Origin of the sequence: Humibacter albus DSM 18994, from assembly GCF_000421825.1 — a bacterium.
In the GTDB taxonomy this organism is placed as follows: Bacteria; Actinomycetota; Actinomycetes; order Actinomycetales; family Microbacteriaceae; genus Humibacter; species Humibacter albus.
This window is the reverse complement of sequence record NZ_ATXT01000001.1, coordinates 16,491-42,298: the sequence shown is the minus strand read 5'-3', so window position 1 is coordinate 42,298 and position 25,808 is coordinate 16,491. Positions and strand designations below refer to the sequence as shown.

General features: G+C 63.1%; 23 protein-coding genes, 1 other RNA gene and 1 pseudogene. 14 read left to right on the top strand and 11 right to left on the bottom strand.

The features are described from left to right. Positions 1-63 precede the first annotated feature (63 nt). Positions 64-459: a transfer-messenger RNA gene (gene ssrA / locus H623_RS21280) on the top strand. Between the two features lie 80 nt (positions 460-539). Here ssrA and H623_RS20765 read toward each other — a convergent pair. From H623_RS20765 to H623_RS0100180, 7 genes and pseudogenes are all read right to left on the bottom strand, one after another. Further along, entirely contained in the window at positions 540-1,298 is a 759-nt protein-coding gene (locus H623_RS20765; RefSeq protein WP_051143017.1) for a recombinase zinc ribbon domain-containing protein, read from the bottom strand. A 31-nt stretch (positions 1,299-1,329) separates the two neighbouring features. Beyond that, a pseudogene (locus tag H623_RS22345) lies at positions 1,330-2,106 on the bottom strand (recombinase family protein); the annotation flags it as partial. Between the two features lie 106 nt (positions 2,107-2,212). Next, complete coding sequence (locus tag H623_RS0100195) at positions 2,213-3,226, bottom strand: RES family NAD+ phosphorylase (protein WP_022898937.1); 1,014 nt, start codon at positions 3,224-3,226, stop codon at positions 2,213-2,215. Between the two features lie 35 nt (positions 3,227-3,261). Next, positions 3,262-4,215: a sce7725 family protein gene (locus tag H623_RS16925; RefSeq protein ID WP_033370947.1), complete on the bottom strand. Its 954-nt coding sequence runs from the start codon at positions 4,213-4,215 to the stop codon at positions 3,262-3,264. A 1-nt stretch (position 4,216) separates the two neighbouring features. After that, a complete protein-coding gene (locus tag H623_RS0100185) occupies positions 4,217-5,080 on the bottom strand; it encodes a sce7726 family protein (RefSeq protein ID WP_157560840.1) in 864 nt (287 codons plus the stop codon). A gap of 330 nt (positions 5,081-5,410) precedes the next feature. Next, positions 5,411-5,917: a hypothetical protein gene (locus H623_RS21585; RefSeq protein ID WP_157560839.1), complete on the bottom strand. Its 507-nt coding sequence runs from the start codon at positions 5,915-5,917 to the stop codon at positions 5,411-5,413. 68 nt (positions 5,918-5,985) lie between these two features. Further along, positions 5,986-7,161 carry a hypothetical protein gene (locus tag H623_RS0100180; RefSeq protein WP_157560838.1) on the bottom strand — a complete coding sequence of 392 codons (1,176 nt, stop codon included), beginning with the start codon at positions 7,159-7,161 and terminating at the stop codon, positions 5,986-5,988. Between the two features lie 988 nt (positions 7,162-8,149). Here H623_RS0100180 and H623_RS16920 point away from each other — a divergent pair. The 5 genes from H623_RS16920 (at position 8,150) to H623_RS0100155 (ending at position 10,895) form a co-directional block, all read left to right on the top strand. Continuing rightward, complete coding sequence (locus H623_RS16920; protein ID WP_022898932.1) at positions 8,150-8,713, top strand: sigma-70 family RNA polymerase sigma factor; 564 nt, start codon at positions 8,150-8,152, stop codon at positions 8,711-8,713. After that, positions 8,670-9,332, top strand: a complete 663-nt coding sequence (locus H623_RS0100170; protein WP_157560837.1) for a hypothetical protein — start codon at positions 8,670-8,672, stop codon at positions 9,330-9,332. Before H623_RS16920 ends, H623_RS0100170 begins: the two co-directional genes overlap by 44 nt. Continuing rightward, positions 9,329-10,342 carry an ImmA/IrrE family metallo-endopeptidase gene (locus tag H623_RS0100165; protein ID WP_033370943.1) on the top strand — a complete coding sequence of 338 codons (1,014 nt, stop codon included), beginning with the start codon at positions 9,329-9,331 and terminating at the stop codon, positions 10,340-10,342. Before H623_RS0100170 ends, H623_RS0100165 begins: the two co-directional genes overlap by 4 nt. A gap of 66 nt (positions 10,343-10,408) precedes the next feature. Beyond that, positions 10,409-10,564, top strand: coding sequence for a hypothetical protein (locus tag H623_RS21870; RefSeq protein WP_022898929.1), 156 nt, complete (start codon positions 10,409-10,411; stop codon positions 10,562-10,564). Between the two features lie 70 nt (positions 10,565-10,634). After that, a complete protein-coding gene (locus H623_RS0100155) occupies positions 10,635-10,895 on the top strand; it encodes a DUF3892 domain-containing protein (RefSeq protein ID WP_022898928.1) in 261 nt (86 codons plus the stop codon). A 229-nt stretch (positions 10,896-11,124) separates the two neighbouring features. Here the strand turns inward: H623_RS0100155 and H623_RS0100150 are convergent, their stop codons facing one another. Then, on the bottom strand, positions 11,125-11,703 hold the full coding sequence (locus H623_RS0100150) for an RICIN domain-containing protein (protein WP_022898927.1): 579 nt from the start codon (positions 11,701-11,703) through the stop codon (positions 11,125-11,127). A 1,104-nt stretch (positions 11,704-12,807) separates the two neighbouring features. Between H623_RS0100150 and H623_RS0100140 the strand changes: the two genes are divergently transcribed. From H623_RS0100140 to H623_RS0100120, 5 genes are all read left to right on the top strand, one after another. Continuing rightward, a complete protein-coding gene (locus tag H623_RS0100140; protein WP_022898926.1) occupies positions 12,808-13,743 on the top strand; it encodes a LysR family transcriptional regulator in 936 nt (311 codons plus the stop codon). Between the two features lie 58 nt (positions 13,744-13,801). Then, the gene (locus tag H623_RS0100135) at positions 13,802-14,401 is read left to right on the top strand and encodes an NAD(P)-dependent oxidoreductase (RefSeq protein WP_022898925.1); all 600 of its coding nucleotides are present in this window, start codon (positions 13,802-13,804) and stop codon (positions 14,399-14,401) included. Between the two features lie 8 nt (positions 14,402-14,409). Continuing rightward, the gene (locus H623_RS0100130; protein WP_022898924.1) at positions 14,410-15,846 is read left to right on the top strand and encodes an MFS transporter; all 1,437 of its coding nucleotides are present in this window, start codon (positions 14,410-14,412) and stop codon (positions 15,844-15,846) included. A gap of 199 nt (positions 15,847-16,045) precedes the next feature. Beyond that, the gene (locus H623_RS0100125; RefSeq protein WP_211217950.1) at positions 16,046-16,546 is read left to right on the top strand and encodes a carboxymuconolactone decarboxylase family protein; all 501 of its coding nucleotides are present in this window, start codon (positions 16,046-16,048) and stop codon (positions 16,544-16,546) included. Then, the gene (locus tag H623_RS0100120; protein ID WP_022898922.1) at positions 16,539-16,985 is read left to right on the top strand and encodes a carboxymuconolactone decarboxylase family protein; all 447 of its coding nucleotides are present in this window, start codon (positions 16,539-16,541) and stop codon (positions 16,983-16,985) included. Before H623_RS0100125 ends, H623_RS0100120 begins: the two co-directional genes overlap by 8 nt. A 55-nt stretch (positions 16,986-17,040) precedes the next feature. On the opposite strand, the gene H623_RS16915 is transcribed toward H623_RS0100120, so the two are convergent. From H623_RS16915 to H623_RS16905, 3 genes are read right to left on the bottom strand one after another with little or no spacing between them, the layout of a single operon-like run. Then, complete coding sequence (locus H623_RS16915) at positions 17,041-17,994, bottom strand: BadF/BadG/BcrA/BcrD ATPase family protein (protein ID WP_022898921.1); 954 nt, start codon at positions 17,992-17,994, stop codon at positions 17,041-17,043. Positions 17,995-18,024: 30 nt separating this feature from the next. Further along, a complete protein-coding gene (locus tag H623_RS16910) occupies positions 18,025-19,314 on the bottom strand; it encodes an ROK family transcriptional regulator (RefSeq protein ID WP_022898920.1) in 1,290 nt (429 codons plus the stop codon). Continuing rightward, entirely contained in the window at positions 19,311-22,388 is a 3,078-nt protein-coding gene (locus tag H623_RS16905) for an alpha-mannosidase (RefSeq protein ID WP_022898919.1), read from the bottom strand. Before H623_RS16905 ends, H623_RS16910 begins: the two co-directional genes overlap by 4 nt. Before the next feature lie 205 nt (positions 22,389-22,593). Between H623_RS16905 and H623_RS0100100 the strand changes: the two genes are divergently transcribed. From H623_RS0100100 to H623_RS0100090, 3 genes are read left to right on the top strand one after another with little or no spacing between them, the layout of a single operon-like run. Beyond that, positions 22,594-23,907 (top strand): ABC transporter substrate-binding protein, encoded by a 1,314-nt coding sequence (locus tag H623_RS0100100; protein WP_022898918.1) that lies wholly within the window; start codon positions 22,594-22,596, stop codon positions 23,905-23,907. A 27-nt stretch (positions 23,908-23,934) separates the two neighbouring features. Further along, positions 23,935-24,888 carry a carbohydrate ABC transporter permease gene (locus H623_RS0100095; protein WP_022898917.1) on the top strand — a complete coding sequence of 318 codons (954 nt, stop codon included), beginning with the start codon at positions 23,935-23,937 and terminating at the stop codon, positions 24,886-24,888. Beyond that, positions 24,885-25,793, top strand: a complete 909-nt coding sequence (locus tag H623_RS0100090; protein WP_022898916.1) for a carbohydrate ABC transporter permease — start codon at positions 24,885-24,887, stop codon at positions 25,791-25,793. Before H623_RS0100095 ends, H623_RS0100090 begins: the two co-directional genes overlap by 4 nt. Positions 25,794-25,808: the final 15 nt, after the last annotated feature.

Here is a 25,808-nt window from a genome sequence, read left to right as displayed (position 1 = left end):
CGCCACGTTGTGACGGATGCACCTTACAGAAACTCAACAGCGCGTGACAGTGGCCCGCCTCATGGGGATGATCGGTTTCGACATCGTCTGCGAGATTACGAGAAGCGGGTCGAGGATGCAGGGTTATCTCGTTAACGCTCCTTGCAAAACAATAAGTGCCAATTCCAACAGCACTGTCTCCGCTAAGGCCCAGGTCGCTCTCGCGGCCTAGTCGTTCTTAGCGACTCAAAGAGACCGTCAGACCGGGGACTTCTCTCTACCCGGATCCTGGCGTCAGTGAGAGAGATTGCTTCTGCGCATCGTCAGGGGGCGTAGGAGGACACTTACCGTGACTGGGTTCGTCGGATCAGCTGCCCATGGCAAGTTCCGGGACCGAGCAAAGCGCCCTCATGGGATACGCCCGTAGAAGGCGTATGACCACAGCGATGGACGGGGGTTCAATTCCCCCCATCTCCACTTAGATGCTCTTATCAAAAGCGCATCTGGCCGTTGTCGCGTGACTGTTGAGTGGATGAGGGACTGCCCGTGAGAGTGGTCCCTCATCCAGTTTTCGGCTTTGTGTGGGGCGTCGGAGCGTTGATGAGTTCGTCGTAGACGTCGTTGAGTTCTATCCAGATCTGGTCAGGTTGCGGGCCGAGGAGGATGCGCTTGAAGAGCGCGCGGTTGAGCTGCTCCCGCGTGGCTTCATCAGCTTGGAGATAGTGGTCGACGCTGTGCTGGAGCAGATCCAGCGCAATGCGCAGCTTCTGCTCGAGTGCGTTGTCATCGATTTGGACAGCAGCGAGTTCTTGCTGGATGCGCGTCGTCTCGGAGTTGAGCTTTCGCTGGTGCTTGAGGAGGGACTCGCGGGGGAGCACGTCCTCGTAGTAGAGCTCGAGGAGCTTCTCCCGACGGGAGTCGATCTTGCGGGTCTCGTTCTCCAGCTCCTCGCGTCGTTGCGCGTGGAGAGCGTGCTGTCGTCGGAGCTTTGCGAGGGCGATGTCTTCGATGCCTTGGCGCTGTTGCTCGGTGAGCGTGATCGTCCGATAGGCGTCTTCGACGCGCTTCTCCACATCGGCAACGGGGAGGGCTTTGCGCTGTAGACAATCGTCGCCTTGCCGACGAGAGCAGATGAAGTACTGGTAGACACGTCCACTCTTCGAGCGTGTGTTCTGGATGATCAGGCGCCGGCCGCACTCGATGCAGTAGACGGTGCTCTTGAGGTAGTGATTGTGAATGCGTGAGCGCTGCCCGTTGCGTCGTGCCGTGAGTATGTCTTGGACGGGTCGCCCAGGTGACCGGGTCGACCAGCGGTTCATGGCTGCCGGGATATTCGACGCCGTTAAGAGCGACGACGCCCGTGTAATACGGGTTCTTCAGCAGATAATGTACCGTCCGCAGGGTTACCGGCGTGGCCGGTGTGCTGGGTGTCGACCGCGTGCTCAAGCCGCGGCTGTTTAACGCCTCCACCAACTGCATCACGCTCCAGTTCCCGGTCGCGTAGGCGTGGAACGCCCAAGCGATGTGCGGGGCGCGTTCGGGGTCCACGGTCACGATCCGCTGCTCTGTGCCGTCGGCGTTGCGCGTGCGCGTGTTGAGGTAGCCGAGCGGCGCGCGGCCCACGCTTCCTCCTTGGATCACCTTCTGACGCATCCCCTTCTTGACTTCGGTCGCGAGGTTCTGTGAGTAGAACTCCGCGATGGAAGCCATGATCCCATGCAGCAACCGGCCACTCGGCGTGACGTCGATTGCCTCGGTGCTGGAGACGAGGCGAGCACCGCTGCTGTGGATCGTGTTCGTGAGACTCGCATCGTCGGCACGGTTTCGCGCAAGTCGGTCGATCTTGTGGACGATGACGAGATCAACCGCATGAGCCTGCACATAGTCGAGCATTCGCTGCAACTCGAGACGTGCGAGCGAACGTCCGGATCGGCCGCGCTCGACGAACTCGACGATGACCAGCGCCCCGAGCTCGTGCGCGCGTCGCTTGTTCGCCTCGCGCTGCGCAGGAATTGAGAATCCATCGCCGTCGGCTCCCCCCGCAGCCTGCTGGTCGGTGGAGACACGAACGTACGAGACCGCGCGTAACGGAGACGGAATCTGCTTGTCCTGAGGGATATGTGTCATCCATCAACCGTCAGGTTGCTTTATCGTGATGCGCCAGGTGACATGCGGTGTGCCGACTACCGTGCGATGTGTTGAGGGCGTTCTCGCGTCCGGATGAAGCCGGTGTTTACCGGCCCACGAACCGCCAGTCGGCGCTCAAGGACGTAATCTCGATCACCTTGATCTCGTGGTCGCAAGCTGCTGCGTCCACGTCGAAGAGAACCACGTTGCGTCCATCAGCATGGAGTGAACTGGAGTAGAGCACTCCATCGAGTCCGAGCGATTTCGCAAGTTCGCACAGGTATTGCGTGGGGATGTAGTCGGTTGGCTGATCGGACACTCGTACTGGCTTTTTGAGTTCATGACCCAGAGCTGAGAGATATCGGTGGAATGAGACTCTGCGGATCTGTTCAGCCACCGAGTCAACTTCCTCGATATCGAAGAAGTCGGGGGCCTCAACATCGGCGAGGTTAAGGACCGAGAGGTCACGCGTGGCGTGGAAGGTTCCGATAGCTACTTGAGTGTGGTTGGCGACGCGCGTCTCATAGATGCAGGTTTCTAAGGCGAACGACAGGTACAAATAAGGAATGCCGACGGGGTTGGCACGTCCCGCCGCCGCCTTGATCGCTGGTGGCGCGCCCATTTCGATCGCAGACGGCGCTGTCTCCTCGAAAACCCTGGCTCGGTACAGCGCTATGTCCTTCTGAATGTGTTCGACACTTTCGAGCAGCACGCGCTCAAGGATCTTTCGGTCAGGGACGGTTTGCGGGAAGTATCGATTGCGCGTCCGTATCTCGTCAGAGAACTGTGCCCAGGAGAGTAGCGGGTCTGTTCCGCCGTATTCGCCTGTAGTCTTCAGCCGAACTTTCGTACCGTAGTCGGCCAGCGGATGCTCGTCTTGAATGGCGGAGACGAGAAACTGTCGGAGCTTTCGGGGCTCATCGAAGCTGAAGATCCGCCAGTCCTGTTGGATTTGGAGGTGTAGTTCCAGACCGTATCCGACGCGATCCTCTAACTCATAAATCTCGAAGAGTCGGATGAAGCTGTCGATCCATGCCGTGGTAGGCCAGGTGTGTGGATCGTAGCCGTGTCCAAAGTCGCAGTTTCCTGGTGAAGACTGTGGCGGACTCGCATTCAACACCCATGTGCTTGCAGAGAAGCACTTCGCGCAAGCTCTCACGGTCTGCTCAGGATTCCAGACATCAACTCAAGGTGGTTCTGGATAGATAGCTTCTTCACGATTCCGAGCCCGGGGTACGTGCTGTTTGCCACATGGGATCGGAAGACCTCCGATGCTTCCGTGTGAATGTCATGGAGATCGAGGAAGGCGACGAGCTTTCGAGCTGCTTCAAGGAACTTGCCGCCGACGTTCGCGGTGTCGCCGTTACTCTCCGATGTGAAGTGTCGGATCAGGATAGGAGCACCAGGGTGAGGCTCATATGTCCAGTGAATCGCCACGGCGCGTGGCGTGAAGCCGCCGTCGGCATAGGGTTCACCGATCGTCAAGTAGTCGGAGAAGCCAAACCAACTCTCCTCGACGTAAAAAAGGTGGTCGTCGGTGAACACTGACTCTTCCTTACCGAGGTAGGCAGCGTTCCGCTCTTCTCCAGGGAAGCCGTCGCGGAGTGTTATGCCTTGTGAACTTGCCAAGAGATCACGGAAGTACCTTCTTCTCCAGCGGTCATCGATAACATCGAACTCACGACGCAGATCGCTGGTGAGGGACGGTAGCTCGCCGAGCCCCTCAGCGATCCCTTTATGGATTAACGTTAGGCGCCCCTGTCCAGCAATCTGCTCCCGGTAGTTCGCGATTAAGTCTGCAACGTTAGTGCGCTCATCTATAAGAAGTCCCAGGTTCCAGTTCGTTGACCGGTTCTGTTCCGAGAGATACTGCGCAAGTTCGGGCGCTACATGGGGGTTGCGAAGTTCACCTACGCTCGGATTCAGCACCAGTACAAATCCGATCGAGGCATCGTGCATCGCGGTCAAACAGCGGTCGAGACCGGATCCGTTGGGAGAGCGAACCGGCTCGATGATCGGGATGACTTTCTGCTGTTTTCCCAGCAGGACGCTGAGTTCTTTTAGCGCAAGCAGCTCATATTGCTTTCCGCGTAAGTACGGGAAGTACAATTCAGGATCCCTTCGACTTGAGCCAACGCATCAGGTTCTCTTGTTGGCGCGCATCGGGGTCGAGCTGCACGACGAGCGCTCGCAACGGCAACATGGTGGAACTAAGCATCATCCGACGACTGTTTCGTAGCTGCCGGGCTTTCAGTGCCTGCTGCATCAACTTCTGAAATTCAGTAGCGGGTATCTGCTCGGCCAGCGAGAGGAACCGTTCGTAGCGGAGTCCGTTAGGAGCGTCTGGGACGTTCCCGAACCATTGTTCCAGCACCGCCGTTACCTCGTTCATTCGCAGCATGTTGAACATGGTTCTGAGGTCAAAGGAGTCCAATTGCGGCGTCGCGGGCTTCACCGTTGAAAGGCGATCCCGCGGTCCGACTGCAATCAAGCCAGTCGGGGTATCGTCGAGTATTCGTTGATATTTCTCGACATCGCCGATGTGGGCGACTACGTTGACGTACGGAAATGCGCGATAGTAGTTATCAAGTTGGGTATTCAACTTCTCTGGCGAGTCGAACTCCGTCTTGATTTCGTACACGGCTCCTCTGCCATTTACGAGGACGCAGTCGGCGATCGAGTCGCCGACCCGGAACTCGTTCAGGAGCGCCGAGTTTGCGGCGCGGTGCTGTCCAACGAAGACTTTGCTGGCGATCAAATTGCGATAGAAGTACTCGCTGCGATAGCCCTGCCGCATCAACTGGTAGGCAACGTCAACGACATCGTGGTTTGTCGCGTCGCTGTCCAGGTTGAGTTCTACGCGAAGGCGGTACGCAGTTGCATCGGCTCGCGTCGACGACTTCCCGCTTGCGAGTGGACGGAACACCGCTGTTGAGAAGAGTCGCGACGCCTCACGTTCGAGTACAGTCGGCACGGTCGATCCTCCCAGGTATCGTCCTCATCGTAGTGTGTGGCCGGCTCTGCTGGGCATCTTCGTCCGCGTGAGCCGTCAACGTCGTCCGGTTTTCGCGGAGCCTGTTCAGTCACTAGGGATCATCTCATTGGCATGCGACAGGCTGAGCCGCTAGAGCGGGTTCCTACGCCGGTGTCATGAGCCTTGATAACCGCTTCGCCCCACTCTCTCCTCAGGGTTCGGCGACGGCACGTCCTCATGGCGTCTTAGGCTCGACGGTGTGGCTTGGCGAGACGGCTGTCGGCCGGAAACACGATCACCTGGCGTCCGGCACAATCTAGATCGGGAACCCTACAACAGCAATCGGACCCATTCGCGTACCTGATCGGTTGTCGCGAAACTTGCAAGGTGAGCACCGCCTACAGATCCGAACCTAATGCTGCCGATCTCCGATATGGATTGTCTCGATCCCCGGGTTGGGTCAGGGATCGCTTCCGAGTCCATGATTAGTGCTTCATTGAGATGCTCAAGTGCATTTCGCCAATTCCGTAGGTTGGCGGAGAAGGGCGGCGCGACTGCATCATCTGCGATTGCTTTTTCAACCCAAATCGCAAGTTGCATAACCATCCAGACGAAGGTGTGGTTCGTTACCCATAGGCACCGGAAAGAGGCGCCCTCATCCGGTGGATAGTCGTAATCCATCCTCTCGAGCATGGATAGATTTGCGTTGTGCTGCTTCTCCGCGGTGTCAAGGGCGTCCGCTTGATTGAGAACCGCCTCTGCCCAAGCAAGCGCGAGAACTGTTGGGATGTCCTCGTCGTTGGCCGCTGAGTAGGCGAACAGGCCGGATAGTCCCATGTGTCGACTGTAGTGGTGGGTGCAGATGGCTGATGTTCCGTAGGCGAACCAAGGCTATGATTCCGGGGTCACCAGTCCATGTTTTGCTGACGCTCCCATTCGTCTGCGCTACGAGAACAAAATGCTTCGAACTCGGCTGGCGGCAAGCGGTATGACTCGATGTCTTCGGCATACAAACTGACATCGAACCCACCGGTGATCCACCTCGCCGCGTTGCCGAGCGCTGGCCCCATCATGAGCACCTCGACGTCGTCGAAGACCGACTTGATGTCGTCAAGTCCTTGTTCGCCGAATGGGTCAAGCTTGAACGCGGGCGTCTCCTCAATGCCTGTGAGCATTAGCGGAACCGCGCCAACTCCCTCCAAATACACCGCACTGGTCGAACCCATTTTGTCGTGCCCATGGGCTCGCGGATTTCGGAACGTCTCTGCGATCCTGAGGAGCCGATCGTAAAGCAGCTTCGGCTCGCGTGCATGTACTACATCCAGCACGGTCTTGAACTTTTCACCCCACGGTGCGGCAAGAAACCGGATCAGATCCAGCGAGGCGGGGTCAGCGCCCGAAAAGGGCAGCGCAAGTGCAAGGTATCGCTCCAGATACGCGAAGAAGGCGACGATCATGGAGTCAGACAGGTAGCGGCGCTCTTGAACGCGCCGCAATTCACGATTCACCCCATCGATCCATCGAGACATGAACTCGTCGTCGCCAGGCGATGCATTTTGCGGAGTGCTTGATCCCTTTTCCTCAGCAAGCATCCGGAAGTAGAGATACGCGCGCTGCAGATCTGCGACGTTGTTCTTCAGGATGAGGCGTCCGCGCTTCACCTCGGACTTGATGGCGGGGTAGAAGATGTCGGTTTCGGCTACCCGGATCGCACGCTGGAGAGTCGCCATCACTCGATCGCCAAGAGAGGTCGCTGCTGGGTCGTCCCATTCATCGGGCACCCAAAGGTAGAGGTTGACTCCGAGCTTCTGGTCTTCGAGCGCACACGGGATGCCTTCGAAATCGAATGGGACGCGCCAGGCAACTTTTTCGAATCGTCCGGCGTCAGAGCATCCGAGCGCAAGCAGAGTCGTGCGTGCAATTGCCGGCAGCGGCACCTGCTCTGAAGACACATCAATGTGCACCAAGCGACGCTTCACTGTCTTGTCGGTGCTCTGCCCGTGTGCGACGGGATTGATTGCAGCTCCTACACGGCGGACGCGATCCGCCTTGCCCTCGTATATCCCACCTTCGCCGAACATAGGACATTGATATCAGAGAAGTAGCAGCACGGTCCGCGCGTCGAGACCCCGCACCGGAGGCCTCCTACTTCTCGCAGGTAGTCTTTGCACTGTGTCCAAAGAGTCGCAGCAAGACCGCGCACTACGAGCGCGGCACGCTCGCGTCCGGCTATTGAATGAGGAGCTCGACCGGCTGACTACAGACGTTGGAGAGCGCTCCGTTAGCGTAACCAGCAAGGCCTCGTTCCTGGCTGTGTCAGCTGGGGTTCTTGTCGCGGCGTCGACATCGCAGATCTGGTCCACCCAGGCTTGGTTTGGGATCGCGGCGCTCGTGTTTGCCGGCGTTGCCGTTCTGTGCGCCGCGGTCGCGCTTCGTCCCGCGCGCCGCCTCGGGCTTGTGGCACAGCGGCTCACGGATCGATATCTTGATACGAACAAGACCGCATTGGCCATTGAGACAGAGATCGTGCAAGGTAAGTCACGGGCAATAACGTCACGCGAAGCCGACTTGGTCACGCGGGCCACTTGGGTCTGGTGCGGCTTTGGCGCCCTCGTCTTGTCTACAGCTTCTCTGGCGACCGTCTTTGCCGCTCAACTACTTGGAGGATGAACGTGGGGCGACCGGACTTCGAGGACAGCATCATCGGAGACAATGACGCATCCGACGATGGCGGTGAGATCGTTGGATTCTTGCAGGAGAGCGATGGAGGCGCCGGCTTTCTCATGGCCAGTGGGGCACCCCAAGAGGCAATAAGTATCGGAGAATCATCACCTGACGAACAGTAGGTGAGACTCTCGACCATTGAACGGTTTGAGTAGATCCCGTCGTTGTTGCTCCCGGCGCAGCGTATAGCGCTGAGAGCATCTCGTGCGTGAGAGTTGGTTCCGTCTTCGTTCCTGAAGTGTGCCGCTAATTCAACTGCGCCCGCGTCCGACTACCTTGTAACCACCGAACATCGAGGGTGGCAGGAAGGCGGCGGGATGTGCACACATTCGCTGGAGCGTACTCATGGCTGACGCCTCGATAGATTGGGCGGCTCTGTATCAGAAGCATCGCAATGCGATGTACGGGGTCGCCTACGAAGTGCTACGTGGCAGCGGTCGCGTCGACCTTGCAGAAGACGCGGTGCAGGATGCCATGCATTCACTCATGAAGGCACCACCGAAGGAAGCCCCGAAGAGCTGGGAAGCGCTCCTTGTAGCGACGGCCAAGCGCCGGGCGCTCGACATGATCCGCTCGGCCGCGATGACGCGTGGTGTGGGGTATTCCGAGGAGTATGCGCCGGTGGCGCTGCCTACAGGCGAGGACGATGTTCTGGAACGGCTCGAGAAGATCGCTCGTGCACGATCAGCCATCGCCCGCGCACACCTGGACAATCAAGAGAGCTTTGTTCTTGCGCAGTACATCGTCGCGGACCGTCCCAGGGTGGACGTGGCTGCGGATTTGGGCGTGACGCCGGCCAGGGTCAGTCAGATTAGTACGAAGGTCTTGTTCAAGATCAGTGTCGCTGTGGAGGAAGGGGGTACAGATGGTTTCAGAAAGCCGGGACGACGAGATTGCGGAGATCCTTGATGCCCGAGCGGGGCGACCAGCCTTGGCGTCGGGCGCGGAGTTGCTCACTGCCCACCCCGAGATTCGCAAGCTGGTAGAGACGGCCGATCTGGCGTGGGCAAGTCAGCAGAGTGCTCCTCCTCTCGAGGAGGATCCCGTCGCGGCGATGTTGGGGCTCGTGCCCGATCCCGAGACAGAGCTTGATGGCAAGGCGCTCGCCACTGCACGTAAGCAATCAGGCCTCACGGTGAGCGGACTGGCGGCGAAGCTCACAGTTCGCGGCTGGAAGGTCACGAGCAAGGACGTCTTCGCCTGGGAGACCGGCCGGAATGCTCCACAGATGCCGGCGCTTATCAAGGCGCTGGCAGAGGAGACGCACGTAGACGCAGATCGGCTTCGCCGGCGTGCGGGAGAGGATCCCGAGCGTGCACGGCTAGCAAACGTAGTGGCTTCGGCTGCGTTCAAGAGCCTGGCGGAGCGGTGGGCGAGTATTCAGGGCACAACGGTTGCCTTGGCAAGTTCGGCGCTTGAGTCTCGTATGGTCGTTGCGGTGCACCGTGGTAGCCCCCCGGAAGCGGATGTTCTCATCGAGACGCTCGAAGCGATGGTGAGCGCGGTTGAAAGCACGGACAACGAATGAGACTTGGCCCGTGGGCAGATCGTGCTATCAAGATTCTTGATGAGGCGACGCGCGAAGAGTTTGTTCTGGACCCTCAGCAGGCGCTTACGGCCAGGCTTGGTCTAAAGGTTCGTGCCGTTGGTTCGTTGTCGGAGCGTCGGGACGATGGGGGATTCTGCGACGGAATGTCGTTCCTCGAGGATGGCGTGATCCTATACGCGCCAACGCATAACAGTCGCCGGCAGAATTTCACGTTGGCTCACGAACTCGGACATTGGCTCGTCGAGCAGGACACCGGACTCTTCGATTGGATCGCCGATGAGGCGGACCCGCCGGCTTTGCTCGAGACCGTATGCGATCAGATTGCCCAGCGACTCCTCTTGCCCGAGGATCTCACTTCTGAAGTCGTCGGATCGAGTCTGATTCGAGCTCATCATGTTCAAGATCTCTACGACGGCAGCCAGGCGAGCTATCAGGCGTGTGCGATCGCCATCGCTCAACGTATTCGCGGCCTTGGCGCTGTCGTCCTAATCAACCGTTACGATGGCGAGGTCCACCATGTCAGCATCCATCCGGACCCGGAAGATGGCTGGCCCAAGGTATACCCCTGGCGCGGGCAATTGGTGCCGGAGGGGCATGGCCTACGTACGATGCCATCTGGCGGAAACCTCACGAGGCGCGTGACCTGGCGCGACTCATGGGATCGCACAGCCGACTTCTACGCAGATGCCATCACGGATGATAGGCGGATCATCGCCATCCTGGCCGGTGACGACGTCTGGAAGGTCGAGCCGAACTACGTTCTCCAGCCACGCGACTTCGACGTTCGCCCCCTGCTGCACATCCACTGTTGTGGTCAGGACCGCACATTCCGTGGCTATCCCTGTGATAGGTGCGGCCAAGGCTTCTGCCCAGTCTGCAAACAGTGCCGCTGTGATCACGGAGCAAAGACAGAGGCGACTTGCGACGGATGCTTCATGATCTTCCAGCGTCATCTGCTCGTAGATGGGCTCTGCGAAAACTGCCGCTAACTCAACCGCCTCTTGCTCCGACTACTTGATGAGGGGCCGACGGTCGGCTTCGGAGATGGAGCCAAAGTGGCGAAGAACACGGGACGCGGTCACCGCGTAGGAGCGGTCAAGGGACGGAGCGAGTTCCAGGTGGGAAAGACCTGGTTCAAGCGCGACACCTCGACCGGCCGGATCGTGAACGGCAGCCCGAACCAGCACAAGGGCGTTCGCAACGAGAAGTGACCGAAGCGGAGTCGGCGCCTTTTGGCGCCGACTTGCTTGATCACGAAGCATCGAGAGAAATGAGAACATCATGGCAGATCGTCAAGTAACTCACACCAGTAAGAATCGTGATGGCGACATCACGGGTATCGGGAACCCCGGCCAGTTCTGGTCACCTCGGCTGAAGGCGGGGGCGATAAGCGACATCGAACTAGGCATCAACACCTACCACGTGCAGTGGCCCGAGAAGCGGACCGAGATTCGAGTCGTGAACGGACCGACCGGCAAGTACCTGCGCACGGATCGGGACAACACGACAAGGAACAACCTCGACGACCTCCCTGACTTGTAGTGGGGGAACGACGGCGGGATGCGGACGATCGCACCTGGAGGGCATCCGGGCGCGATCGTCCGCATTTAGATTGGACTTTCCCAGTACTGATAGGTGAATGCGGCCGGATCAACTATGCGGGTAATCAGGAGGCATTCCTGGTCGAATACGCGCCCACAATAGGTGCACACGGACTCATCACCACAGCATGCGTCGATCAGGCCCCGCAAACCAGCCCTACGGCTCGCGGTCAGAGGCTCACCTCATTAGATGACTGGCATCTACAGTGGCGCCGTAAGTCTTCCGACAGGAAGTACAAGGAACGTTTGGTGCGTACGTCCATGTGCTTCCCAAAGCCAAACTTCATCCGCATTGGTTGGCCGCCAACCGACGTCAATGTTGCGATGCGATCCATGAACTGTCTGGAGCTGCCAGCCGAGCCCATCCGCGCTCGCATGAAGAGTCCAGCGTTGCTGCGGCACCCATGTTCTGTCCATACGATCAGCGGTCGACCATCGTGATCGTCCTCGGTTGCGTCAAGAGCGAGGCCATTGGCAAGCGAGAGAATGATGAATTCGTCATTGTTGCTAGTTCGCCTGAAGCCCCATTGTTGGCTTAACGTGCCATGAATGGAGGACAGCACCGGCCGGCTTCCGACGTCGTCTCGTGCATCTGAGGTGAGCGCGAGTCCGTTTCTGAGCTCGACGATCAAAAATGGGCCGGCCACGGGCTTGTCATGCTTGTGGGCGAAGAGGTTCGCAACGTCCTGTACCTCGATGTCGATGAAGGGCAATTTGACCGTAACGTTCACGCCGCGCCGAGTCGCCATGTCAATAAGCTACTTCTTGGAGGGACGCGGTTCCAGGAGCTGACCAGCCTCGCAGCCGTGCTCAACGTGACACACGTCGACATTCCCGTCTCGTCCTACACGGCACCGAGGAGGTTGTCACTCTCGCCTCGGCACCCAAGTCGCTTGCCGCGCGGCCATCGCATAGGCATGTCCAACCTGTCCACGGCGACAATCGCTTTCCCCAGACGGAGATTTACGATCACGTCAACGCACGATCATCGGCGACTTTTATCTCACCCCCGACCCTCTTTTGGAGAGCGAGATCGAATACCGGATAAGATCGCCGATGACGCCGCGCGATCTGGTGCTCGGTATCGTCAATCAGTTTGCGTACGATCGGCTCCAGCTCATCCAAGAAGACATGTCGTAGCGGTACTCATTTGGCTGGACGAAGCCGAGTGCGCTCCACGCGGGCATCGTCGAGTGTCCTGGCAACGATCCGTTCCGTCAGTCCGAGCTGCGCGGCTATTTTGTGCACCGACCATTTGGACGTCCCAAGGCCGATAACGGCCTCACGCGTCTCGGCATCCAGTTGGACACGGTGATTAGCCCGCCGCTCGACCCCGTGACGTTCAAGGTGGGCGACGACGGTCGCTCGACGTATCCCGAAGCGACGGGAGAGCGTGTATGTTGAGTTGCCGCCCTGGTAGGCGCTCACAAGCTCAGCGACCTCGTCAGCGGACAGGTGTCGCACCTTGTTCTGTAGCGGCCTGTCGTTTCGATTCCCCGAAGGTATCTGCCACCTCCGGGCGTCGTCGATCAGTGAAAGTACCGGGTTTCCGGCGCCTCTATGATTCGAGTAAGTTCCCAGCACTTCCACCATGGCTCTGATGAGAAACACCGTGCAATGAGGCGGTGAAGATCTGAGCCCGGGCCGTTGTCGCAGCTGTTGAGCTTGAAAGGCCGCCCTCCGGGGCGGCCTTTCGCTTTGGTGCTGTGCTGGCAGGGAACTCGATCGTGCAGGAGGCGTTGGCTGCTTTCGCGCAGAGGCGGCAGCGGCGGTGCGATAGGCGGACCCGGTGGTAAAGAAGTGTCGGGAAGATTGCTCGTGCGGCAATAATCGAGTGTGTAACATTCAGGCGTATGCAACTGGATCTGAACCTCTTGGTGGTTTTCGAAGCGCTTCTGGAGGAAGGCAGCGTGGGCGGCGCTGCTGATCGGTTGCACCTCTCTTCGCCGGCCGTGTCGCGAAGTCTCGGTCGTCTCCGACGTCTCACGGGCGACGAAATCCTGGTGCGCACCGGGCGCAGCATGGTCCCCACGCCATACGCGCTCGCGATCCGGGGCGAAGTCGCGCAGTTGGTCCGAGGGGCGCGATCCGTGCTCGCACCCAGTCCTGAGCTGAATCTCGCCGATCTTGATCGAACCTTCACGCTGCGCTGCCACGAGGGGTTGGCCACAGCAGTGACCCCGGTGTTGCTGGACAGAGTGCGCGAGCAGGCGCCTGGTGTGCGATTGCGCATTCTCGCGGAGGACTCCGTCGATACCGACGACCTGCGCCGAGGCCACGTGGACCTGCAACTCGGGCAGCAGAGTTTGTCCGGTCCGGAGTTCCGTTCCGAGATTCTTGCGCACGATCGGCTGGTCGTCGCGATGCGTTCCGGACATCCTGGAGAGGCGCGCCTCAGTCTCGACGAGTTCGTGTCTTTCCCGCACGTGGTGATTTCGCGGCGTGGACGGCTGCAGGCTCCGATCGATGATGTCCTCGAGGCCCACGGGCTGCACCGGCGGATCATCGCCGCGGTCGGCACGAGCACGATGGCGTTGCACGCGGCCAGCCGAAGCGACGTCCTCGTCCTGACCACGGCGATGGTCTCTCGTCCGCTGATCGAGGCGCTCGGGCTCGCCATCCGCCCACTGCCGGCACCTCTCGAAATTCCGGCGGCACCCGTGGCCAGCACCTGGCACCGGCGCTGCAACAACGACCCCGCTCACGCGTGGCTCCGGCGACAAGTGCTGGAGTCCGCACGGCAGCTGGAAGCGCCCGAACAAGAGCTTTCACAAATTTACCGTGCGTAAATCATTGGGTGCAGAACATGCACTGGAGTAATGCGCCGCTCGTTCGTACCGTGAAGGCATGGACATCACGATTCTCGGCGCAACCGGCCGTACCGGCCGCTTCCTCATCGAGGAGGCTCTTCGACGAGGCGATGGCGTGACCGCTATCGCTCGTCGCCCCGAACGGATCATGGCTCCGGGGGTACGCGTGGTTGCCGGCGACGTCGAAGACCCTGCAAGCATCGCGGCCGGGGTCTCGCACGACACCACTCTCGTCTCTGCGCTCGGCACCGACCATGCCGGAATTCTCACGCTGGGAGCTCGCGCAGCCGTCGCGGCGGCGCCCGCGCGCCTGATCTGGCTCGGCGCCTACGGAACAGGTGAGTCCGCACGGGCCGCCGGTCCGGTTGCGGACAAGCTCGGGGCGCTGCTCGGTGACAGGCTCCCCGACAAGGTTCAGGCAGACGGCATCATCCTCGCCGCGGGCGGCACCGTCTTCCATGCCGGCCTTCTCAGCGAAGACGCGGCCGGCCCCGTACGGCGGACCGTCCGGCTGACCCAGGCACCACCACTGGACCTGGCTGTGTCGATCGGGCGAGCAACGGTCGCTGCCGCGATGCTCGACGAGGCGCACGATCAGCGCTTCCCGGGTGAAGTCGTCGTGCCGCTCGTCGCATGAGACCGGCCATGAAGAGCCCCTCGCCCCCCGCAGTCATTCCTCGATCGCCACTACTGAAGCCGGCGTCGCGGATCTGGGCCATCACCGCGGCCGCCGCACTCGCGCAGTTCATGATCGTCCTCGACGAGCGCGTCGTGAACATCGCCCTGCCCACCATCCGCGTCGATCTCGGCATGGGCACCGCAATGATGCAATGGGTCATCACCGGTTATTTGGTGACCTTCGGCGGTCTTCTCCTCTTCGGTGCCCGCGCGAGCGATCTGTTCGGGCGCCGACGTATGTTCCTGATCGGCGTCGTGGTCTTCACCATGGCAAGCCTGGCCGGGGGCCTTGCCCCGGGCGGCAGCGTGCTGATCGGGGCGCGCCTGCTGCAGGGCATCGGCGCGGCGATCATCGCGCCCTCGAGCCTGACGTTGATCACGGCGGTCAACCTCACCCCGCAGGCCCGAGCACGGGGCATGGGCGTATGGGCGGTCATGACGTCCGCCGGAGCAGCGACAGGGGTGGTACTCGGCGGCGTGCTGACCGAATGGCTGGGCTGGCGATCGGTCATGTTCGTCAACGTTCCGATCGGAGCCGCTCTCGTCGTCGCGGCACTGGCGACCCTCGTTCCCTCCAAGACGCTTCCTCGTCCGAACATGAAGCTCGACATCGCCGGGGCTGCGCTCGTGACGATCGGCGTCGGCGCACTGGTCTACGGCATCGCCGTCGGTGCCCGGCTTGGATGGGTCTCGATTCCTGTGCTCGCCTCTCTCACCGGAGGCGTGGTGGCACTCGTCGTGTTCGTGCTCGTCGAGCAGCGCAGCTCCGCGCCACTGCTACGGCTCGGGTTGCTGGGCATCCGCTCGGTTCGACGAGCCAACATCAGTCTTGTCGCCTTCGGGGCCGCGTTGACGGCATCCCTCTACTACCTCTCCCTTTACCTCCAGCGCGGCATGGAATACGACCCGTTGCAGGCCGGGCTCGCGCTGCTGCCGATGAGCGTTCTGCTCGGAGCCGGCGCGCTTGTTGCGCCCCGGCTCGTTCGTACCGGAATCCGTGGCCTTCCGGTCTACGGATCAGTCACCGCTGCGGCAGGGTTGATCTGGCTCGCCCTTGCCGGCACAGGACCCTTCCTCACCACGGTCTTGCCCCCGACGCTGATCCTCGGCGCCGGGCTCGGAGTCGTACTCGTGCCGATCACCGTGGCCGCGACGACGGGAGTATCCGTCGACGAACTGGGCACCGCCTCCGGCCTGCTCAATGTCTCGCGGCAAATCGGTGGTGCGGTCGGGCTCGCCGCGCTGGTCACGATCGTCGATGCGATCGCCCCATCGTCGGCGGCCGGCAATGACGGCACCGGTATCGCCATGACAGCGGCACTCTGCGCGCTGACCGCGGTGAGCGCCATCGGACTGACACGGACGACGAGTCCGACCTCGCGACCGCGGGGCACCAGACCATAGACGACGATCGGGCGGCTTCTCAGCCCACCGCTGGCGATCGGGCAGAGGGCCTCGGCACGAGGGAACGCAGACTCGTTGCGTGGCCGTACGGACAAGACCTGCGCGGTACGCTGAGCACACGGGCAGCAGTTCTGCCCGGCAGTGATCGCACCGTGCAACCGCTCATTCTCGATTCTCGCGGCGTCAGTGACGAGTGCACATGCAGATCCTCGACGACCGAGAAGGTCTGCGGCGATGCCGCACGGCTTTCGACTCCCGGGACGGCATCCGGAACAGCCATGCGGCCGCCGAAGTCGACAGGCGGTCCTGCGCGGCGTGCCGTACGCGCGCGCTGCTCGACGTCGAAAGGAGACGCTGTATGGCTGATTCGCTCTATCACCCCACCTCGCCGGAGATCGCTCAGCGGCGCAAGGATCTCGCACCGGGCATCCATGACGCGTTCGAAGCGTTCAGCCGCTCGGTGTTCGCGGACGGGGCTTTGCCCGAGCAGACGAAGCAGCTGATCGCGGTCGCGGTGGCGCACACCACGCAGTGCCCGTACTGCATCCAGGGTCACACGCGGCTCGCGCACCGCGCAGGCGCGACCGACGAGCAGATCATGGAAGCCATCTGGGTGGCCGCAGAGATGCGGGCCGGCGGGGCATACGCGCACTCGACCCTGGCACTGGACGTATTGGAGAAGAAGGGACATCATGACTGAGCGTCTTGACATCCACGCTATTGATCCGAAGGCGCAGCAGGCGGTCCTCGCGATGGAACGCTATGTGCGCGAGAGCGGACTGGACGCAGGGCTGTACGAGCTCGTCAAGATCCGAGCCTCACAGCTGAACGGCTGCGCCTATTGCCTCGACATGCACACTCGTGATGCCCGAAAGGGCGGCGAAGACCAGCGGCGCCTCGACGTGCTCTCCGCCTGGCGAGAGGCGCCGGAACTGTTCACGGACCAGGAGAGAGCGGCCTTCGCGTTCACCGAGGCCGTCACGCGCATCGGTGACGGCGGGGTTCCCGACGACGTCTGGAACGCGGTGGCGGCCGAGTTCGATCAGCAGACCGTCGTGCAGCTCCTGATGGCGGTGGCCACGATCAATGTCTGGAACCGGCTCGCGGTCGCCACTCACCAGGAGCTGCCCGACGCCTGACAGGGTGCTGCTCCCGGCCGCGGAACGACCATCGGGACTACCGCCGTTACCGGAACTACCGCCGTTGTGGAGACTGCTCTCGCGCGTTGCCGTTCTGCTGCTGTTCCTCGGCCAAGGCGAGAGCACCCTCCACCGGCGCCACGCCGAGCAGCTCGAGCTCTAGCGGTCGGGGCATGCCGCGAAGCCGTCGCGCGACGGCCTCGTACAGCACCGGCTGATTCACGATGACGCCTCCGGCGGCGACGACCACGTCTCCGAGGCCGCCGCGGCGGGAGACCGCCGCCACGCTCGCGGCCAGCCGGTCTGCGGCCGCCGAAATGGTGTCGGCGGCCAGCGTCGACCCCGCGGCGGCCGCTGTGAAGACGCCGGCCGCCGCGGACCCCCAGTGTGCGGGATCGGCGGCGATCGTGGCGGCGGCCGAGAGTTCAGCGGCACTGTCGGCACCGAAGCGGGCCAGGAGTTCGGGAACGAGCGGGTCCTCGGCGGCGGAGGGGGAGGCATCCAGTGCGATGAGCACGCGAGTGATCGCGTCGCGCACCAGGGCGGGGCCGCTGCCCCAATCGCCGAACAGCCAGCCGTGGCCGTCCGCTGTGATGCGACGACCGTGAGCGTCGCGCGCGCTCACGATGGCACCAGTGCCCACGATCATCGCGATCGCGTGCTCGTGGCCGGCCGCCGGTGCGAGCAGGTCTGCGTCGTTCTCGATGCGGAGGCTCCCGCCGAGTCGTCGCGCCAGCTCACGGCGCGCTCGCTCGAGGTCTGCGTCGGTGTCGCAGTCGCGCAGTCCGATCGCGACTGCCGTCGCAGCATCGACGGAGGCGTGGGCGGCGATCCACTCGGCCAGACGTGGCAGGTTCTGCCGGTCGGAGAACAGGTGCCCGCGCCGCCACTGCGACGACGGGAGGATGACGTCGCGACGGTCGCCACGCGCATCCACCGCGGCCAGATGCGTCTTCGTTCCGCCGACGTCGACTCCCACGAGGCGGTCGGCAGCGGCGCGAGTGTTCACGCGATGTCCCTGTTCATGCGCGGTACGTGCTCATGCGAGGTACGTGGTGTGGCGGGCGCGCTCGATCGCAAGATCGCCTATGCCGGTGATCGCGGCGTCGAAGCCGAGCCGGCTGGGCACGATCGAGGGCACCGACGGGATGCGGCCCACCAGCCGCCGCGTGATCTGCTCGGCCGAGAGCTCGCTGTACTGCGCGAACGCGCCGGCGAGCACGATCACGCTCGGTGCCAGTACCACCGTCGCCGCGGCGCAGATGAGGGCGATGTTGTCGAAGAACTCGTCGCGTGCCTTCGCGGCCTCGGCGTCGCCCTGCTCCACGAGCGCCATCATCGCGCGGAATGCCGGGCCGATGCGGCGGTCGACATGCCCGTCGTCCGTGCGCAGGTACGGCTGCACCTGGGCGGAGATGGTGCCCTCCACATCACCCAGATCGGTGAAATAGCGTGAGAACGCCTCGGAGGAGGTGAGCAGGTACCCGACCTCGCCCGCCGCCGATCCGAAGCCGCGGTGAATGCGTCCCTCGCTCACGATCCCGGCGCCGATGCCGGTGCCGAGCACGAGCGCGACGGCGCTCTCAGCATGGCGCGCCGCACCGTGCAGCAGTTCGCAATACGCCGTGGCGTTCGCGTCGTTCTCGGCGAGCACCGGAAGACCCGTGCGCTCCGAGACGATGCGCGCGACCGGCACGTTGCGCCAGTCCAGCTCGATCGCGTTCACGACGGTGCCGTCGTTGGTGATGCCGGGAAGCGCGATGCCGATGCCGGTGAGTGGTGCGCTCACGCCCGTCTCGTCCGAGGCGATGCGGTCGACCAGCGCGAGCAGCCCGTCGAGGCGAGCAGTCGACGGATTCGACGCGGTGAAGTCGAAGGACTCGTACGTCTCGTAGAGAACCGTTCCGCCGAGATCGAGGATGCGCCCGCGCGCGTTGTTCTCCGTGACGTCGATCGCCGCGACGGTGCGGATGTCTGCCACGTACTTGAGCAGGTTCGACGGCCGCCCCGTCGATGAGCGGTCCAGGCCGCCGTTCTCCAGCGCGCCCTCCTCGAGCAGCGCCTGGCACAGTCGTTCGACCGTGGCGGAGCTCAGCCCCGTGCGATGTCTGATCTCGCGGCGGGAGAGCGGACCCGCCGATCGGAGCAGGTCGAGGATGGCCGTGCGATTGATCAGCGTCACGTCGCGCGTCGTCGCCGTGCGTGGTGGCGCCGACTCCGGATGCCTGCCCGCGCCCGACCGTCGTCGCGCCGCCGCGCGCGTGGTCGCCGTCGTCTCGTTCGACGTCATCGCGCCGTTCCTCTCGCCCGGGTTCTCTGTCGTGGTCACGAGAGCGCCTCCTTCGACGATCCCCGGTCCTGACCTGCGGGGCTCGGGGCACGGTCGGCGGCTGCCGGATAACGCAGTGTGAGCACTTCGAACGGTGAGAGCGTCACAGCACCGTCGGCGTTCGGCGACGTGCCGACCGCGGCGTCGGTGTCGTCTTCGAGCAGTGTGACCGCACGTGCCGGACCGTATCCCCCCGCGACCTGAATCCTGGCGCAGGCGCGCCGACCGTGCGGCTCGTAGAGCCGCACGACAAGGTCGCCGGAACGATCATCGGCCAGTTTGACGGCCGACACGAGCACGCCCTCGCCCTCGATGCTCACCAGGGGAGCGACCGTGTCGCCGCCCCTGAACGACCGGAGCGGGACATCCAGGTCCACCGCCGCTCGCGTGGTGCCGGCGATGTCGGAGCCGACCACGAGCGCGTACTCGTGCGTGTGCTCGCCCTGATCGGCCATCGGGTCCGGATAGCGGGGCGAGCGCAGCAGCGAGAGCCGCACGGTCGTGGTGACGCCGTGCTCGTCGTCCGAGTTGCGCAGCACGTCGTAGCCGTAGGTGGAGTCGCCGATCAGGCCCGCACCGTAGCCGGCCTCCTGAGTGTGCACGTACCGGTGCATCGAGTGCTCGAACTGGGCCGTCTGCCAGCTGGTGTTGGCGTGCGTGACACGAGTGACGTATCCGTACTGCGTCTCCGCGGCGGTGTGCGTGGCGTGCAGTGCTAGCGGGAACGCCACCTTGAGCAGCCGCTCGTGCTCGTGCCAGTCGGTGTGCTGCGCGAAGTGCACGCGGTTCGACCCCGGGGCGATCGTGATGACCTGCCGCAGGCTCGAGTGAGAGAAGCGTCGTTCGACCGTGACGTGAACCCCGTCGTCGTCGGATGCCAGCGACCAGCTTTCGGCCTGAGTCAGGTTCTCGACGGTGTGGCGGTAATGCTCGTCGAGGTCCCACGCGTCACGCGTGTTCGGAAAGTCCTGATGCAACTGAAGGAGGCCTGCCGGGCGACCGGCGGCGATGGCATCCCGGCCCGTGGCGATGTCGACGGCGGAGGTCACGAGGCCGTTTGCCGAGATCGCCACACGGATCACACCGTTGTCGATGACGACCCCGTCGGCGGCGTGCTCCACGACCGGTGCCGCCTGCACGTGCGCCGGCGATTCCGCGATGCCGAACGCCGCCACGCCGCCACGGCGGATCGGGGCCCCGTTGGCGACCAGCGGCGTCTCGCCGTCACCCGCCAAGGCGCTCAGCGCGCGAACGATGATCCGCTCGGCGCCCTGCGCGAGCGCGGCGTAGGTGGCGACCGCCTCACGGTGCACCCACGCGATCGAGCTGCCGGGAAGGATGTCATGGAACTGGTGCAGCAGCAGCGTCTTCCACAGGGCATCCAGCTCGTCATACGGATACTCGGTGCCGGTGCGGGCCGTCGCCGTCGCCGCCCACAGCTCGGCCTCGACGAGCAGCTGCTCGCCGCGCCGGTTGCCCTGCTTCGTGCGGTGCTGGCTGGTCAGCGTGCCGCGATGAGCCTCCAGCACGAGCTCGCCGACCCAGACCGGGGCATCCGGAACTTCGGCGCGCGCCCGGTCGAAGAAGTCGTCCGGCTTCTCCCAGACCACTCGTGGACTGCCCTCGAGCGAAGCCAGGCGCCGCGCTCGCCCGACCATCTCGCGCGTGGTGCCGCCTCCGCCGTCGCCCCAGCCGACGGCCGCGATCGAGCCGGATGCCTGCCCCGCCTGCGCGAAACGCCTGCGGGCCCCCGCCAGCTCGCCGACTTCGAGCCGGGCGTTGTACGTGTCGATGGGCGGGAAGTGGCTGAATACCCGCGAGCCGTCGATGCCCTCCCAGAAGAACGTGTGGTGCGGAAAGGCGTTCACCTGGTTCCAGGACAGCTTCTGGCTGAGGAACCACTCGAAGCCCGCCCGGCGGATGAGCTGGGGAAGAGCGCCGGAATAGCCGAAGCTGTCGGGCAGCCAGACGCCCTTGCAGGTGATGCCGAACTCCCTCCGGAAGAACGACTGGCCATGGGCGAACTGCCGCACCATCGACTCGCCGCTGGGCAGCACGGCGTCGCTCTCGACCCACATGCCTCCGAGCGGCACGAAGCGGCCTTCGCGCACCGCTTCGGCCACGCGCGCGTAGACCTCGGGCCTGTTGTCCTTGAGCCATGCGTACTGCTGCGCACTCGACATGCCGTAGAGGAACCCGGGCTCATCGTCGAGCAGTTGCGTCATCGACGAGGCTGTGCGGGCCACCTTGCGCACCGTCTCGCGCACCGGCCAGAGCCACGCCGAGTCGATGTGCGCGTGGCCGATCGCCGACAGCGTGTGCTCGCTGGCGGACGCAGGACGTTCCAGCACCGGCCGGAGCACAGCCCGGGCGGCACTCGCCGTCTCGCTCACACGGTGCGTGTCGATCGCATCCATCGCGGCATCGATCGCTCTCAGCACGGATGCCCGGCGCGGCCCCTCGCCGAGCTCGCCCTGCAGCTCCAGCAGCACCTGCACGTCGAGTGCGAGTTCGTGGCATCCCTCGTCGAACACGGTGAGATCGGCGCGTCGCAGCGTGTACAGCTTTTCGTCGGTGGCCGTGAGCGTGTCTCCCTGCCAGGTCGGAAAGAGCGGCAGATGATCGAGCAGGTTCGGGTTCGCCGCTGCTTCGATGAAGAACTCGATCTCGTCACGGCCGGTTGCCGCACGGGTCATCGGAACCCACTGGTTGCGCGGGTTGATCGCCTTGATCGGCTCTCCCCGCGGCGTGTAGGCGAGGCCCTCGCACTGAAAACCGGGGAGCGTGCTGTCGAAGCCGAGATCGACGACGGCCTCCAGCCGCAGGCCGGTCCATTCGGCGGGCACCTGACAGGTAGCGTGGAACCACACGGTCGACCAAGCCGGCCCCCACGGCGTGCCGACGGTGTACGGCGAGTAGTCGAGCGCGAGAGCCTCCGCCACACCGATCGGCTCGCCCGGCAGCGCGGCCGCCCGAAGCGTCAGCGGAACCTTTCGTGCGCTGATCGCCGGACGGATGCGTTCGTCGAGGATGCGCTGGGCTCGCTCGATGACGAGCGTGTCGGCCGGTTTCATGCCTGGGTCCGCCTTCCGCGTCGAGGGTTTTACATCAGGTCGATAGAGCTTATCTTCCCTGATGCACAAAGGGCGACGATACCAATACGCGTGATCTCGCGTTGCTACTTATCGCTCACAGTGATATGAATATCTGCAACCCACCCCCGCAGGTCGTCCGCCTTGTGCGACAAGGACACGCTCTGCCACATCGAAGGAATCAAAGATGACTCTCAAGAAATCGCCGACGGGGCCCTCTCGCCTCCGCCGCGCGCTGGCAGCCGTCGCCGCCGTTTCCGCCGCGGCGATCGTGCTCGCCGGATGCTCCTCGTCCGGTTCCAGCTCCTCCGACTCGGACAAGAAGCTCACGCTCTGGCTGTCGTCGAGCGCCGCCCAGCAGGCGGGCTACGACCAGCTCGTCAAGGAGTACAAGCAGAAGACGGGCGTGCAGGTCAAGATCGTGAACATCCCGTACAGCGGGTATTCCACGAAGCTTCGGGACGCCGCGCAGGCGAATGCGCTGCCCGACATCGCCAGCGTTCCGGCGCTCGACCCGATCTGGACCAAGAAGCTCATCGACCTCTCGTCGATCGTCGATACGAAGTCGAACAAGATCAACAAGAACTTCATCGCCAAGACGTCCGACGGCGACGTGCTCGCCATCCCGTCCGACGTGACGGCGTCCGGCCTCTTCATCAACAAGAGCCTGTTCGAGAAGGCCGGCGTCTCGTACCCGACCTCCCCGGACAAGACCTGGACGTGGGAGGAGTTCATCAAGGCCGCCGATCAGGTTCGTGAGTCGACCGGCGCCAAGTACGATCTGACGTTCGACGCCTCGCCGTCGCGTCTGCGGGCGATGGTCTACGAGATGGGCGGCAAGTACGTGCACGCCGACTCGAGCGGAACGTTCTCCACCGACAAGAAGACGCAGAAGGCGGTCGACTACTTCGTCAGCCTGAACAACGACACCATCATGCCGAAGTCGGTGTGGACGAGCGGCGCCGACCCCTCGGCGCTCTTCCAGAGCGGCCAGGTCGTCGCGTACTGGTCGGGTGTGTGGCAGGTGTCCTCCTTCGCGGAGAGCATCACGAAGTTCGACTGGGCCAGCGTCCCGACCCCGGCCCAGCCCGTGCAGGCCAGCGACGTGAACTCCGGCGGCCTCGTGGTCGGCTTCAACAACAGCGACAGCGAGTCCACGGCGGCGAAGGCGTTCCTGAGCTGGATGTACAAGCCGGCGCAGTACAAGAAGCTCACCGAGGTGAACGGTTACCTGCCGGTGGAGAGCGGGCTCGACCCGCAGTATCCGTTCAAGTCCACGGCGGCGCAGGATGCCTTCAAGCTGTACAACGATGAGCTCCCGCTCTACGCACCGATCTCCGGCTACTTCAACCAGGCTCAGACGAAATGGGTCCTCAACGGCAAGTCCCTGACCACCGATCCGAGTGTCACCGAGCTCGGCAAGGCGATCAACGGGCAGGAGAGCACGTCGGAGGCTCTGAAGAACATCGTCGACGGATACAACCAGCAGGTCGGCAAGTAGCCGATCCGCGCAACCGCGGGTAACACCATGACAGTCACCGGAACCGCGGCGACGGCGGCGCCGGAGCGGGGGACACGCACCCTCGCTCCGGGGCCGCACCGGCGTCGCGTGCGACTCAACCACTACACGATCGCTCCGCTCGTCCTGATCGCGGCGAACGTGGTGCTCTTCGCCCTATTCTTCGTGTGGCCGGCCGTGATCGGCTTCGGCTATTCGTTCACGGACTACACCGGCGTGGGCGACCCCACGTTCATCGGCGGGCAGAACTACGTGGAGCTTGTCGGAGATCCGAGCTTCTACGCGGCTCTGCTGCGCACGCTGCTGTTCACGGTGATGGTCGTGCCGCTCAGCTTCGTGGTGTCGTTGTTCATCGCCAACCTCATGGTGAGCGACTACGCCAAGGGCAAGCCGGTGGCGCGGGTCATCTTCTTCCTGCCGTGGCTCGTCTCGCCGATCATCACGGGCGTCGTGTGGCGCTGGCTGTTCGGCGAGAACTTCGGCCTCGTGAACTTCGTGATCGAGTCCTTGGGCGGCAAGGCGGTGCCCTGGCAGTCCAACGCGAACCTGTCGCTGATGGTCGTCGTCTTCGCCGCCACCTGGGCGGGCATGGCGTTCTCGATGCTGCTCTTCATCGCCGCGATCAAGAACGTGCCGACCTCGTACTACGAGGCGGCCTCGCTCGACGGCGCCGGTCCGGTGCGTCTCTTCTTCTCCATCACGCTGCCGAACATCGCGCCGACGTCATTCATCGTGGTGCTGCTGACCACCATCGGCACCATGAAGGAGTACGCGCTCTTCGTGTCGCTGAACAACGGCGGCCCCGGCACCGAGAACAACCTCCTCGTGCAGTACATCTACCAGACCGGATTCCAGCGCGGCCAGATCGGCTACGCGAGCGCGGCCAGCTTCGTGCTCATGATCATCCTGATGGCGATCGCTCTCATCCAGCTCGCCGTGAACAAGAAGGCGGGTTCCCGATGAGCGCGTCGAGCGACATCCTGCGCACCGGCGCACTCGCGGCCGAAGGCCGACGACGCACACCACACCGCAAGAAGAACATCGCGTCACGGCAGATCGGGCGGCATCTGTCGGCCACCACGCTGCTGTGGGTGTTCGCGATCGGGTTCGCTTTTCCGCTGCTGTGGTTCGTCCTCAGCTCGTTCAAGCCATCGGGCGACCTCTTCTCCTACCCGTTGACGCTCTTTCCGAAGCAGTGGACCCTGAGCGGCTACACGACGGCGTGGCAGAGTTTCGACTTCGCGCAGTACTTCATCAACACCATCATCGTGGCGTGCGTGACCACTGTGCTCACGGTGGCGGCGAGCTGTGCCTCGGGATACGCCCTGGCCAAGTATCAGAACCGCTGGCTGAAGGTGTTCTTCGTCTGCATCCTCGCCACGACGATGCTGCCCACCGAGGTCATGCTCGCCCCGTCGTTCCTCGTGATCCGCGATCTGGGCCTCTACAACGCGCTGGCCGGCATCATCGTGCCGTCGATCCTCACCGCGACCGGCGTGCTGATGTTCCGCAGTTTCTTCTTGACGGTTCCCGATGACCTCGTCGAGGCAGCGCGCATCGACGGCGCCCGAGAGCTGTCGATCTTCTTCCGAATCATGGTGCCGCTGTCGCGACCGATCATGCTCACACTGGCGATCTTCTCGTTCCAGTGGCGGTGGAACGACTACATCTGGCCGTTGCTCGTGCTCAACGACCCGAGCAAGTTCACACTGCAGATCGGCATCCAGAGCATCGTCGGTGCCCAGAACATCAACTGGTCCGTGCTGCTCGGCGCATCGGTCATCTCGATGATCCCGCTCGTGATCCTCTACCTCGTGTTCCAGAAGTACGTCATGGGCGCCAACATCAACGCGGGACTCAAGGACTGACGGGAGTCGATCGCC

Bases quoted from the DNA above. Each gene is read 5' to 3' on its own strand.
- H623_RS20765 (WP_051143017.1), bottom strand. From the start codon at position 1,298: ATGAACCGCTGGTCGACCCGGTCACCTGGGCGACCCGTCCAAGACATA.
- H623_RS21585 (WP_157560839.1), bottom strand. From the start codon at position 5,917: ATGGGACTATCCGGCCTGTTCGCCTACTCAGCGGCCAACGACGAGGAC.
- H623_RS0100180 (WP_157560838.1), bottom strand. From the start codon at position 7,161: ATGTTCGGCGAAGGTGGGATATACGAGGGCAAGGCGGATCGCGTCCGC.
- H623_RS16920 (WP_022898932.1), top strand. From the start codon at position 8,150: ATGGCTGACGCCTCGATAGATTGGGCGGCTCTGTATCAGAAGCATCGC.
- H623_RS0100170 (WP_157560837.1), top strand. From the start codon at position 8,670: ATGGTTTCAGAAAGCCGGGACGACGAGATTGCGGAGATCCTTGATGCC.
- H623_RS0100165 (WP_033370943.1), top strand. From the start codon at position 9,329: ATGAGACTTGGCCCGTGGGCAGATCGTGCTATCAAGATTCTTGATGAG.
- H623_RS0100155 (WP_022898928.1), top strand. From the start codon at position 10,635: ATGGCAGATCGTCAAGTAACTCACACCAGTAAGAATCGTGATGGCGAC.
- H623_RS0100150 (WP_022898927.1), bottom strand. From the start codon at position 11,703: ATGGCGACTCGGCGCGGCGTGAACGTTACGGTCAAATTGCCCTTCATC.
- H623_RS0100140 (WP_022898926.1), top strand. From the start codon at position 12,808: ATGCAACTGGATCTGAACCTCTTGGTGGTTTTCGAAGCGCTTCTGGAG.
- H623_RS0100135 (WP_022898925.1), top strand. From the start codon at position 13,802: ATGGACATCACGATTCTCGGCGCAACCGGCCGTACCGGCCGCTTCCTC.
- H623_RS0100130 (WP_022898924.1), top strand. From the start codon at position 14,410: ATGAAGAGCCCCTCGCCCCCCGCAGTCATTCCTCGATCGCCACTACTG.
- H623_RS0100125 (WP_211217950.1), top strand. From the start codon at position 16,046: ATGCAGATCCTCGACGACCGAGAAGGTCTGCGGCGATGCCGCACGGCT.
- H623_RS0100120 (WP_022898922.1), top strand. From the start codon at position 16,539: ATGACTGAGCGTCTTGACATCCACGCTATTGATCCGAAGGCGCAGCAG.
- H623_RS16905 (WP_022898919.1), bottom strand. From the start codon at position 22,388: ATGAAACCGGCCGACACGCTCGTCATCGAGCGAGCCCAGCGCATCCTC.
- H623_RS0100100 (WP_022898918.1), top strand. From the start codon at position 22,594: ATGACTCTCAAGAAATCGCCGACGGGGCCCTCTCGCCTCCGCCGCGCG.
- H623_RS0100095 (WP_022898917.1), top strand. From the start codon at position 23,935: ATGACAGTCACCGGAACCGCGGCGACGGCGGCGCCGGAGCGGGGGACA.
- H623_RS0100090 (WP_022898916.1), top strand. From the start codon at position 24,885: ATGAGCGCGTCGAGCGACATCCTGCGCACCGGCGCACTCGCGGCCGAA.